Raw genomic sequence first — 11,971 nt, 5'->3', positions numbered from 1 at the left:
ATGCCTCCCCCTCCATTGTTGCACTCTATTTCGTTATCTCATGCACGCCGTCACCGACATTGCATACATAGAACTCTGCTTTCAATCCGGTGCGCCGCTCATATTCTGCTGCGACCTGTGCAATAAACCGTTCAACCGCCGCCTCGCGCACGAGGGATACGGTGCAGCCGCCGAATCCGGCGCCTGTCATGCGCGAGCCAAGCGTCCCTTCCACCCGGAGCGCCTCCTCCACCATCACGTCCAGCTCGGCGCAACTGACCTCATACAGGTCGCGCAACGATACATGCGAAGCAATCATCAGCTCGCCGAATCGTTCCAGATCGCTCGCTTTGAGCGCTTCCACCGATTGCAGCACACGGCCGTTCTCGGCAATGACATGCTCCGCCCGTCTGCGTACGGTCTCGTCGGCAATGACATGCTGATTCGCTTGATACTGCACTTCGCTGAGCTGGGCCAGCAGTTCAAGCTCGGGCCACACGCTTCGCAGCGCCTGCACTGCTTGATCGCACTGGGAACGGCGCTCGTTATATTTGGAATCAACCAGTCCGCGGCGCTTGTTCGTGTTGCCAATAACCAGCTTATAGCCGTCCGTATGGAACGGCACATGCGCGTATTCCAGCGTATCGCACATAAGCAAAATGGCGTGCCCTTCTTTGCCATTCGCCACGGCAAACTGATCCATAATACCGCAATTGACGCCAACGAATCGATTCTCTGCCCGTTGGGACAAGACGGCGATATCCGTGCGATCAATCGCGCGCCCTTCCAAGACTAACAAGGCATAAGCGGTCACGACCTCCAAAGAAGCAGATGAGGACAGCCCGGCTCCGTTCGGGATTTCCCCATGATACAGCAAGTCATACCCGGTCGCGATACCGCGTCCGGATTCCTGAAGCTCGATCATGACGCCGATCGGGTAATCCGTCCACTCCCCGCTCTTCGCATGCTTGATATCGCCTATATTTACACTGCGCTGAACATCGAAATTGGTCGTTGCCAAATGAATGATCCCGTCCCCGCGTGGTCGAATCAGCAATGTCGTCCCGAACTCCAATGCAGCCGGAAGAACGTAGCCTCCGTTATAATCGATATGCTCACCGATCAGATTCACCCGGCCTGGGGCATGGAAAAAACGAACCGGTATTTGACTTGTCCCAAATTCCTGCTCGAATCGCGAGAGCAATGCGTTTGCTTCCATGACACTTTACCTCCTAATAAGTCCGTGTTCAAAAAGACCGCTTTTCAGCATTGGAAATGCTTCTCAGGCAACCTGCTTTGAAAGTATATATTATTCCGGAGTGATGCGAGATTCGATGTCGAAGAGCATCTCGCAACTTCGCGATCAAAGGGGGTTTTTGAACGACTCTGAAAATTCAACATATTATTTTGGTTCTTACGTTCATCATACTGTAATACGCAGGATGCTGTAATATAGTGATGTGCACATCATATAGACAAATGTGACCCCGGTTTATTTTCATGATACAATAGACATGAATAGAACGGTTAGCGCAAGGGGGTGAGAGCATGACACGCTCCATAGATGATCTGAACCTGAACAACAGCAAGCCGGATGCTGTCGATGAACCGGCGCGGATTGCCTTGCCCAAGGACGAGACGTATTCCGTAGCCTCCAACCCGATGTTGATCGAGCGGGAAGGGATTCATGTCCTGTTCTCCGGCGAGAGTCAGACTCCTCCGTTCCACAAGCTCGGTCCCAAGCTGTACGATTACTATTTGCTGCACCATATTATGGACGGTCACGGCACGTTTATAACCGAGACGCAGTCCTATCCGCTAGGACCGGGGGACGCTTTTCTCATTGCGCCGAATGAACTGGTCAGTTACGCATCCGATGCGCATGCCCCATGGGAATACCGCTGGATCGCCTTCAAGGGGGAACGCGCCGAGCCGCTAGTGCGCGCTGCCGGCTTTACGCCACAGCGGCCGGTCGTCAGCGCAGGCTTGCAATGTGAAGCTCCGCAATGGATGGACCGGATTCGGCATGCTTTTCACGAGCGGCGCGCGGCTGCCGATTTAGTTGCGCACGGCTGCCTCCATCTCATTATGGCAGAGTATGCGGATCATCAGCGCAGCGCCGGTGAGGATGTCCGGCTCAGACCGGAATCCGAAATTCAACAGACGGTAAGACAAATGATTCAGATGATGTCAACGCAATATGCGCACCCGTTATCCATCGAGCAGATCGCAGACAGCTTAGGTTACAGCAGAGCGTATTTATCTCGTATATTTAAACGCGTCACCGAAATGACGCCGGTCACCTTTCTCTTGAAGCTGCGCATCGACAAAGGAAGGCAGCTGCTGCGGGAGCGTCCGAATTTGACCATCGAGCAAATCGCCGCCTCTGTCGGCATACCTGACGCGCTGTATTTCTCGCGGCAATTCCGGCGCTTCTACGGGCAGTCGCCCACCTTCTACCGGAGCAGCACGCTGCAACCGGATCAGGCGGATGCTCGCAGTAAATAGCAATCTGATTGCCGCGCCGCGGAGTGAGAAGCTGTCGTCCATATTGAAAAAAAAGTAATAAAATCATAAGCCGCCTGCAGCGTTAACCTGATGCAGGCGGCTTTTTAATCTTTATGAATCCGTCAAGACAAACCTCTTAAATGCGCCGCCATCGGGACGTATCGCTCCTCGAATGCTTGACGGTAACGTTCATGGCGCCCCGCATCCGGCGCATACTCCACGACACCGCGGCTCTGCATCGCCACGCGCACCTCTTCGGCATTGCCGTAAAATCCAGCGCCAAGCGCGGCCGCGCAAGCCGCCCCCAGCATCGTCGCTTCTTCAATCGGCGGCACGACGAGCGTAATGTTGGATATGTCGGCCTTCATCTGCAGCCATGCCGGCAGCCTCGTGCCGCCCCCAACCGCCCGCATGAAGCGAATGGCATGCTCCGAGTTCCGTTCCGCGCTTCGCCGGATCATTTCAAGCTGATAGGCGGTCCCTTCAAACACGGCGCGCAGTAATTCCTTCTTGCCATGGGATTGAGCCAGCCCGATCAATGCCGCTCGCGTGCGTGAATTCGGGAATGGCGCGCCGCTGCCCGATAAATACGGGAAGAACATCGCTTCGCCAGGCCCTTCGTTCACCCCAAGCATCAGCTCTTTAATCTGATCGTAGGATAAGGCCTCGTCTGCGAGCTGCCGCCGAATCCATTCCACGGCGCCGCCGGAGGAAGCGTTGCCTCCCATCCAGAAATGATATCCCGGAACGACATGAAAGCCGTAGGATAATCCCGTTTCAAATTCAGCCTGGCCCAATGCCCGCTTCTCGATTGTCCCCACGAGCGTCTCCGCCGTCCCCATCGACACATATACGTCGCCGGGATCTACGGCTCCGACCGCGAGAGCGGCACATACATGATCGTGCCCGCCGATACCTACCGCAGCCCCTTCCGGAAGACGCAGCGCCGCGGCCGTGGCCGCAGTGACGGGACCAAGCGGCACGCCGCTCGGACGAACCTCCGGAAATAGGTCCTCGTTCAAGCCAAAATGACGGATCCATTCCTTGTCCCACGCCTGCTTCGGTATGCTGTAAGCATAGGTGCGCGTCGCAAGGGTCGGGTCGCACGCCATCACGCCGGTCAAGCGGTAGGCAATATAACCGGACACGGACAGCCAGACAGCATCATCGAACATGGCCGGATCGCGTTCCTTCAGCCAGAGCAGCTTCGCTAAGCCATGCTTGAAGGATAAATGCAGCCCAGTGCGTTGGAACAGCTCAAGCGGTGTGCCTTCACGGCGAATCCGCTCGGCCTGCGGGGCCGAGCATGTCTCGAACCAAGGCAGGAACGGGGATTGCACCGCTCCGGTGCTGCGGTTCACGAGCAATCCGCTCTCCGCCATGCTGGTAATGCCAATATAGGCGACAGGCTCTGTCCCGAATGCCGCCATCAGCTCGCGAATCATCGCGGCCACGTCATTCCACAGCGCTTCCGGGTCATATGCGACAAAGCCTTCTTTCGAATCTACCGTTTCCGTCGGACGGCTCACTTGACCAATCAGCTGTCCCGTCTCATCAAACAGGCCGACTTTACGATTTGTCGTGCCTAAGTCAATCCCCATCATCCGCATGCTCTTATTCCCCTTTTCCTCGTAGCTGCTTATAGGCTGCCTCGAAGAGCGCCCCCATCGGTTCGCGATAGACCGCGTCCGCGTATGCGTCAACGCTCGTTGCCGTCCGGTTCATCAGTATAAGCTTAGCTTTGGCCGCCAGCCGGACAAAGCTGGCCGCCGGCTGCACCGTGAGCGAAGTCCCGCCCACGATGAGCAAGTCTGCCTCGCGAATCCGCGAGACGGCATGCGCAATGACGTCATCATTCAGCTGCTCTTCGTACAGCACGACGTCCGGCTTCAACATGCCGCCGCACTTGGGGCATGCCGGAATCGCGCTCTCGCTGTGCAGAACGCTGTCCAGTCCATATTTCGCCCGGCATGCCATGCATTCGTTGCGATGGATGGAGCCGTGCAGTTCCCATACCTCTTCGCTTCCTGCCGCTTGATGCAAGCCGTCGATGTTCTGCGTAACAACGGCCTTGACGATGCCATCTTGCTCCAGCTGGGCGAGCACGCGGTGGGCCGCGTTAGGCTCTGCCGCTGGATGAATCATTTTCGCCCGGTAAAAACGATAAAACGTGTCCGGATCGTGCGCAAAAAAGGAACGGCTTAATATAACCTCCGGCGGGTGGCGGAATGTCTCGTCATCCGCAAAAATACCGTCATTGGAACGAAAGTCGGGAATGCCGCTCTCCGTAGAAGTGCCGGCGCCGCCGAAGAAGACGACGGAACGGCTGCGGCTCAGCCAGTCTGCCAGCTGATTGGCATGGGCTTGGAGCATTGAATCGGAATGTCCGTTTGGCATCATGTTCGCTTTCCTCCCTTTTTTATTTAAATTATTATGTAATTAAGTATAGCGCACAGTGCCGCAATGGGAAAACCTCGGCCAGCGATTCCAGTATCGCCCGGGAGTTCAACTCAATCTCAATCGGCTGGTGCTTGCAACCGTCTGAAGCACGGGCCTTTGTTCACCCTTTCTGACACATTGGGAGAATGGAACTTGATCACCACCTTGTCATCCCCTATTTTCCTTTTTCCGCATATCCACGGACACAAAAAAACCTGCGGAGCATCATTCCGGAATTGAAGATGCCTCGCAGGTTTGCCTTTTTACTCTGTTCCTTATAAATCCGGATGCTCGTGCTTCGCTTTCAACACGCTCCATCGGCGTTCTACTTCTTGTTCGAATTGATTGAGCGTGTCCGCATTTTCCGGCTTCGCCATATGCCGGGTCTTGCCCATCATATTGAGCCAATCCAAGAGCGGGATTTTCTTGTTCTTCTCTTCCGGATTGTACGTAATATTCGTAACGCCGCGTTCCACCTCATAGAGCGGGAAGAAGCAGGATTCTACAGCCGCATTTACGATTTGCGTCCCCATCTTATCCTCGGACAGCCAGTTCAGCGGACAAGTGATGAGTATTTTGCCGTACACCAATCCTTCGTTCTGGGCATACCACTGCGCCTTGGCCGCCTTTTTGAGCAGATCCTGGGGATACGCTTCGCTGCCCGTAAATACGTAAGGAATGTTCGTCGCAGCCATAATCTGCGCCGTATCCTTATGATGGAACATCTTGCCCGCCTGCACGCTGCCTACGTTGGACGTCGAGGTGCGGTGCCCGAGCGGCGTCGAATAGGACAATTGGGCCCCGGTATTCATATACCCTTCATTGTCGTATTCCAAAATAATCATTTTATGATTGCGCAAAGCGGCCCCAATGGCCGGCCCCATGCCGATATCCATGCCGCCGTCGCCCGTCACCATGACGAACGTGAAGTCATCCGGCAAGTTCAGTTGGTCCAGCTCGCCTCTCCGCTTGCGCTCCCAGAACATTTCGACGACACCAGACAATGTTGCCGCCCCGTTCTGGAACAAGTTGTGAATATAGGTCGCTTTATGTGCGGAGTATGGATAGCCCGTCGTCACTACCATCGCGCAGCCCGTATGGAAGAGAGCCACGATATCGCCCTCAATCCCTTTGAAGAACAGCTCCAAGCCCGAAAAAATGCCGCAGCCCGGACATGCGCCGTGCCCCGGGGCAATGCGCTTCGGCTTCTTCGTCAATTGGCGCAGCGGCGGAATGCGGACATTGAGCTTGCCTGTCTCTTCATCCTGCTTGACCGTAATGAGCCCGGTTTTCAAATCCTCATATTTCATCGGCTCCAGTACCCGTTGCGGCGCTTTGACCGCATCTCCCGGCGTGTGGCCGTAATAATCGAACGGCTTCTCGACGCGCCCCTTCTGCACCGCTTCCAAGGCGAATTCGAACAAAGCATGCCCGTCCTCGGAGTAGAAGTCTTTGCCGCCCAACCCGTAAATTCGGCTAATGACCATCGTGTCGCGATTGCCGTGCGTCAAGAGCGCCGCTTTCACTTCATTCACCATGTTGCCGCCGTGTCCGCCGTAGGAATCCGCACGATCGCCGATCGTAACGGCTTTCACATGCGCCAACGCCTCGGCGATCTCCTTCGCCGGGAACGGACGGATGATGTTCGGCGATAGGGCCCCTGCTTTAATCCCCATTGCCCGCAGCTGATCGACGACGTCCTTTATAATCTCTCCCGCCGAATTCAGCAAAAATACGGCGACCTCGGCATCTTCCATCCGATATAGATCCAAAATCGGATAATCGCGCCCGGTCAGAACAGCATATTCTTGGCGGATGCGGTCGAACACCTCGCCGGCTTTATACATGGCCATGGACTGCTGATAGCAGTTGTTAATGTAATCCGGCTCATTCATGTAAGGTCCGACCGTAATCGGATTGTGCCGATCAAGCGTGTCGGCGAAGCCGCGCACCGGCTGCTCCCCGATGAACTGGTGGACGTCTTCCCGGTGGGCGAACGTGTGCACGCGGCGCTTCTGATGCGATGTAAAATAGCCGTCGAACGCGACGAGCACCGGCAGGCGCACCTCTGCATCCTCTGCCAGCTTAATCGCCATGATATTCATATCATAGACCGCTTGCGGATCCCGGCACAGCAAAATGGGCCAGCCCGTATTGAGCGCAAAATACAAATCCGAATGATCGCCATGAATGTTGAGCGGTCCCGATACCGAGCGGCATACCAAGTTCATGACCATCGGGAAGCGCGTGCCCGATTGCACCGGCATCTGCTCCAGCATATACATATATCCGTTGGCGCTCGTCGCATTGAATACGCGTCCGCCCGCCGTCGATGCGCCGTAGCAAATTCCTGCCGAGCCATGCTCTCCGTCCGCCGGTATGAGCTTGACATCGTGCTGTCCGTTCGCTTTCATCAAGTCGAGAAATTGCGCCACTTCCGTCGACGGCGAAATCGGATAGTAGCCCATAATATGATAATTAATTTGGTGAGCGGCGTAAGCGGCCATTTCGTTCCCGGATTCGTACACCATGCGCTGCTCTGCTGTCCCGCTCTTCATTTCTTTTTCATACTCGATTGCCACAAGTCCTCATCCCCCTTAACCTCACTCTATTTACTGGCGCACAGCTAAATCGAACAGATGCGGAACGCGGTGCTCATCCGCATACCCGTCCTCTTCCCTCTCGCTGGACAACGCGTCAGTCGGACAAGCATAGACGCACTTCAAGCAGCCTTTGCAATATTGGTAATCAATGCCTTGCAGGAACATCTGCGGGCGCCCCTTCTTATCCGGCTTCTCTTCCCATACGAAGCAGTAATCGGGACATACATTATCGCATGCCGCGCAATGAATGCACTTGTCAGATAAAAAGTGCGGCATCATTCCCGCACGCGAAATGCTCAAATCCTTGAGGATCGAATTGCCCGGATTTATGACCACCCCGCCGATAGGCTGTGTATCATAGCCAAGCATCGGCGTGTCCCAGCGCACAGGCTCAGGCAGATCAATGCCTTCCGGGAAGGCGAACGTCCGGAACTTCACTTCATCGTACCCGCGCTGGAACGTGTTCAGCGCCGGCTGCACCGCGTTCGGATATTTCTTCTCCAGCGATTTGCGGATGACGCTCTTCATCTGTTCCGCGTCCAAAAAATCGCACAGCCGGAACAAGGCGCCCAGCATTGCCATATTGACGCGGTTCTTCTCCTCCAAAGCGATGCCGGTTGCGTCTACGACTGCAATTTTCCCTCCGGAGAGACGCAGCTTCTCCTTCAACTCCTCCGGCGTTTTTGTCGAGTTCACGAGCACGAGGCTGTCTTCGTATATACCGCTTGTGACATGCGTTGTCTTATGAAGCGACTCATGGAATATACCTACGATATGTGGACGTTCGACCGGCGTCGTATCGCGGATAAGCGTCTCTGGCATGCAGAATCGGATATGCGCCTTCACCGGCGATCCTTTCTTCTCCGAACCGTACGAAGAGAAGCTGACGCCGTTCAATCCGCTTCCGTTTACTCCGGCTTCCGCCAGCATTTTCCCAGCCAAATTCGCGCCAAGCCCTCCGATGGATTCCAGCCGGATCTCAAAGAAACCAAGTGCGTTTACTTTGGGCAAAGTGACCATAAAGTTGCTCCTTTCCTAACTCCTGATACGAAAATGATGATGTGCACCGCGAGGCAGGACGATTGTCGTTATGATAAGCTGTCATGAAAACAGGTCGAGCCAAATTGTGATGTTATGACAAAATGGTAAACCCGGAGCAGGCTATCCTGTATGATAAATGTCACTTGAATGCGTTTGTATCATGGCCAACGTGTGAAATTTGAACTTTTCAAGTTTAAAAGAAAGGGTAATCGTGATGGGCGGAATGACACGTTTCATATCAATATAGGAAGGGTTACGCATGAGTTTGGGATGCCGCATGATGCTGCATGATGTCGAAGCATGGAAGGAAGGGCATGTATCGGAAGACTTGCCCTTCTTCCGCTAAAGCAGAGTCTGAATGGAGGTGTAGTATATGTATGCCGTAAATGACAAAAGTATACCGCTTACATGAATTTCAATACGTGAACGCTTTTACATGCGTCGCTATATTATTCGACGGAGACGATGGAATTCCTGCTCATTTTCTCCTTAAAATGCGATGGACTTTCACCGAACGTCTTGCGAAACAGCCCGTTGAAGTAGAACGGATCCTCGATGCCGACGATGGCCGCCACCTCTTTCACCTTCGCTTGCGGGTCCTTCAGCAGATCCTTGGCTTTTTCCATCCGGATATCCGTCAAGTATTGCATCATATTGAGGCCGGTTTCCTGCTTGAACAAGCGTGATAAATAGCTTTCGTTCATTTTCACTTCGCTCGGGATCATGCCCAAAGTAATTTTGTGCTGGTAATTGCGCTTCATGAATAGAATGGCATCCCGTATTTCCTGACGATGTCTGGCCAGATCGTTATTGCGCGCCTCGGCGAGGGCGGAGATAGCCCGGTACCAGCAGTCGCGCAGCTGATAACAGGATTCGGACTGCTGCATCCGCGCCAGAAGCTGTTCGTTCTCCAGGCTCGTGTCCAGCTTCATCTCCCTCATCACGTCTACCGCCAGACGCTTTAACTCATGGGGCGGCATGCGGTTTGTTTTTGCTTCATCCAGTACATAATCAACGGAAGCCATCAATATCGCCCAATCTCCATCGCATCCGCACGCTGCCATTTTGGCAGAGAGCATCGCCTTGCTTTCGCTCGTTTCACGCCGCATGGCTTCCATCTCTTCCGCCTGCAGACACGGGATATCTTCCAGCGATTCCGTATCGTCCATATAGAACACGAGCTCTCCGGTATGGCGGCAGCGATGCCATTCCCCGCGCCAACTCTGTAAGGGGGAGAATGCGTCCGTGTATACGACCGTTACATTTACATTTAAATACATATGAAGCGTCTTTTGAATATGGCGGGCCAATGTGGGGATAAGCGCGCGCGTATACCCGTCTTCGGCAAGCAGCACCACGAAGTCTTTATTATTCAGCTCTATCCATTCGAAATGCTTATATTCATTCAGCACGTCGCTTACGAAATTTTGGATAGAAAAGCGAAGCAAATGCTTGTCCTTAATCTTGCCTGCCGTAATCGCCTGCTCATACCGATCAACGGTGATGTGCAGCATGGCGCATTGCTTAAGATGCTGCCCGATGCCGGCCCGTTCGGCTTTTTTCACCCAAGCCGCTTCATTCCGGGCCGCGTCCGTGTCCGTAAGCCACTCCTTCCACAGCTCATTGCGCGTTCTCGTTTCCTTCTCCTTCAAGGCAACACGCAGTTGAAGGCGAATGCGTTCCAGCACGTTATGAACGCCGATATTCGCAAGACGCTGGTTTGATTTTGGCTGCTTTGTGAAAAAGGAGCACAATGTGTCTTCATCCATGCCCTTACCGTTATCGCTCACTTGGATTTGCAGCACCGGCCAATCCTTCATTGCCTTCGAGCCTGCAGCCGTGTCAAGCGTTCCCTGTGCATTCTTGCATTCGGACACAGTCACCTGGCGAACGGTTATCTGAATGACCCGTTCCGCCTTCCCGGTGTCAAGCCCGTGAATGATGGCGTTCTCCACGATCGGCTGCAGCAGAAATTTGATGACGCACATATCGTGCAGCGCGGGATCGACATCGAAAATGACGTCGAATTCCCCGTACCTCATTTTTTGAATCGTCACGTAATTGCGCAGCTGGCGGAATTCATCGCGGAGTGTGACAAGCTCCTTCTTGTCCACTATCGTATGGCGAAGCAGGTCGGCCAAGGCGCCCAATCCCTTGCTGACGCTTTCCGCCTGGCTCAAAGCCGCCGTCCATTTTAACGAGTTCAACGTGTTGAATAAAAAGTGCGGGTTGATTTGCGCTTGCAGCATTTGCAATTCTATTTCCCGCTTCAGCCGCTGTTCTTCCTCCGTCCGCACGATAAGGTCCTTGATTTGAATGACCATATCATTAAATTTGTGCGTGAGAAAGCCGAGCTCGTCATTTCCTTGGCCCACAATCCGATTGTCCAAGCGTCCCATCGATACCCGCTTGGTCTCATCCGTCAGACGCTTCAAGGGCCACGTAATGCTCGTGGAGATGACGAGCGTAATGACAAGCGACAGCGCAAGCAGCACGGCGCTAATCATGATGAAGTCGCGCTGCGCCTTCCACGCTTCCTCGTTCAAATAGTTATAAGGTATGGAGCCGACCAAAAACCAATCATTGAATACGCTGTACGTATACACAAATAAATAGGGATCCTCGGAGCCATCAATCGTCCGGTTCATCGTGAAGACGCCGTTCAAGCGTTCCGAATCCACTTGCAGTCGGTCCTTGAAATGCGGTTCGGGATAGAACTGTCCCACCTTCAGCCTATAATCGCTTGCCGACATCACCTTGCCCGCCGTATTGACGATGAACAGGCTGGAGCCTTGCCCCATCGTGACATCGCCATACGTGTAGGTCGAATATAAATATTCATCCACCGCTACGACAATATAGCCAATCCGCTGGCTCCAGTCGTTCATGTTGTTGATGGGGCGGGCGTATACCAAGCAATTATCCCCGTTTACCATCTTCACGTGCGTCCATAATTCCCGGGGGCGGTTCGATGCCGTATGCGCTTCGATTTGGCGGTACAGCGCCTGAATATCGGATTCTCGGAACCGGTTGTAGCCGATATCATAGAACACACATGGTGTCATACATAATGTAATCAGACAGCGATTCGAAGCGTTGATTGACGTAATAAATATTTTTCGCCACTTGATTGAGCAATTGGATAGATGCATAACTGACCTTATCGCGGACATCCTTCGTCGTCTGTGTGAACGTGAATCCCCCCATGATCAAAACAGGGACAATCGCCAAAATGACGAGTGTCGTCGTAAGTCTGCGGCGTATCGTAACCTGCCTGAGACATTGATGGATGAACGAAATCAACCGCTTCCACAGCAAGCGGCTTCGCTTGCTCAAGCGTGGCGCCGGCTCCGGATAGGGCATGATGGTCACCGCCTCTTGAAAACGCCTTCTTTTTTCTT

8 protein-coding genes are annotated in these 11,971 nt (G+C 53.9%); 1 reads left to right on the top strand and 7 read right to left on the bottom strand.

What is annotated here, in order from left to right; genetic code table 11:
* Nucleotides 1-25 precede the first annotated feature (25 nt).
* Nucleotides 26-1,198 carry a galactokinase gene (locus JSQ80_RS18545; protein ID WP_206096265.1) on the bottom strand — a complete coding sequence of 391 codons (1,173 nt, stop codon included), beginning with the start codon at nucleotides 1,196-1,198 and terminating at the stop codon, nucleotides 26-28.
* A gap of 329 nt (nucleotides 1,199-1,527) precedes the next feature.
* Between JSQ80_RS18545 and JSQ80_RS18540 the strand changes: the two genes are divergently transcribed.
* Nucleotides 1,528-2,487 (top strand): AraC family transcriptional regulator, encoded by a 960-nt coding sequence (locus JSQ80_RS18540; RefSeq protein WP_206096264.1) that lies wholly within the window; start codon nucleotides 1,528-1,530, stop codon nucleotides 2,485-2,487.
* 122 nt (nucleotides 2,488-2,609) lie between these two features.
* Here the strand turns inward: JSQ80_RS18540 and JSQ80_RS18535 are convergent, their stop codons facing one another.
* The 6 genes from JSQ80_RS18535 to JSQ80_RS18510 form a co-directional block, all read right to left on the bottom strand.
* Nucleotides 2,610-4,097 carry an FGGY-family carbohydrate kinase gene (locus JSQ80_RS18535; protein ID WP_206096263.1) on the bottom strand — a complete coding sequence of 496 codons (1,488 nt, stop codon included), beginning with the start codon at nucleotides 4,095-4,097 and terminating at the stop codon, nucleotides 2,610-2,612.
* Nucleotides 4,098-4,101: 4 nt separating this feature from the next.
* Complete coding sequence (locus JSQ80_RS18530; RefSeq protein ID WP_087432460.1) at nucleotides 4,102-4,887, bottom strand: NAD-dependent protein deacylase; 786 nt, start codon at nucleotides 4,885-4,887, stop codon at nucleotides 4,102-4,104.
* 314 nt (nucleotides 4,888-5,201) lie between these two features.
* Nucleotides 5,202-7,508, bottom strand: a complete 2,307-nt coding sequence (locus JSQ80_RS18525) for a thiamine pyrophosphate-dependent enzyme (protein ID WP_206096262.1) — start codon at nucleotides 7,506-7,508, stop codon at nucleotides 5,202-5,204.
* A 30-nt stretch (nucleotides 7,509-7,538) separates the two neighbouring features.
* The gene (locus JSQ80_RS18520; RefSeq protein ID WP_206096261.1) at nucleotides 7,539-8,549 is read right to left on the bottom strand and encodes a 2-oxoacid:acceptor oxidoreductase family protein; all 1,011 of its coding nucleotides are present in this window, start codon (nucleotides 8,547-8,549) and stop codon (nucleotides 7,539-7,541) included.
* 470 nt (nucleotides 8,550-9,019) lie between these two features.
* Entirely contained in the window at nucleotides 9,020-11,635 is a 2,616-nt protein-coding gene (locus JSQ80_RS18515; RefSeq protein ID WP_206096260.1) for a histidine kinase, read from the bottom strand.
* Nucleotides 11,613-11,933: a hypothetical protein gene (locus JSQ80_RS18510; protein WP_206096259.1), complete on the bottom strand. Its 321-nt coding sequence runs from the start codon at nucleotides 11,931-11,933 to the stop codon at nucleotides 11,613-11,615. The genes JSQ80_RS18515 and JSQ80_RS18510 overlap by 23 nt, the downstream gene beginning before the upstream one ends.
* Between the last annotated feature and the right edge of the window lie 38 nt (nucleotides 11,934-11,971).

Source organism: Paenibacillus apiarius (assembly GCF_017052585.1).
Lineage (GTDB): Bacteria > Bacillota > Bacilli > Paenibacillales > Paenibacillaceae > Paenibacillus_B > Paenibacillus_B apiarius.
This window is presented reverse-complemented; position numbering and strand designations above follow the sequence as displayed.

Bases quoted from the DNA above. Each gene is read 5' to 3' on its own strand.
- JSQ80_RS18520 (WP_206096261.1), bottom strand. From the start codon at position 8,549: ATGGTCACTTTGCCCAAAGTAAACGCACTTGGTTTCTTTGAGATCCGG.
- JSQ80_RS18510 (WP_206096259.1), bottom strand. From the start codon at position 11,933: ATGCCCTATCCGGAGCCGGCGCCACGCTTGAGCAAGCGAAGCCGCTTG.
- JSQ80_RS18545 (WP_206096265.1), bottom strand. From the start codon at position 1,198: ATGGAAGCAAACGCATTGCTCTCGCGATTCGAGCAGGAATTTGGGACA.
- JSQ80_RS18535 (WP_206096263.1), bottom strand. From the start codon at position 4,097: ATGCGGATGATGGGGATTGACTTAGGCACGACAAATCGTAAAGTCGGC.
- JSQ80_RS18515 (WP_206096260.1), bottom strand. From the start codon at position 11,635: ATGACACCATGTGTGTTCTATGATATCGGCTACAACCGGTTCCGAGAA.
- JSQ80_RS18530 (WP_087432460.1), bottom strand. From the start codon at position 4,887: ATGATGCCAAACGGACATTCCGATTCAATGCTCCAAGCCCATGCCAAT.
- JSQ80_RS18540 (WP_206096264.1), top strand. From the start codon at position 1,528: ATGACACGCTCCATAGATGATCTGAACCTGAACAACAGCAAGCCGGAT.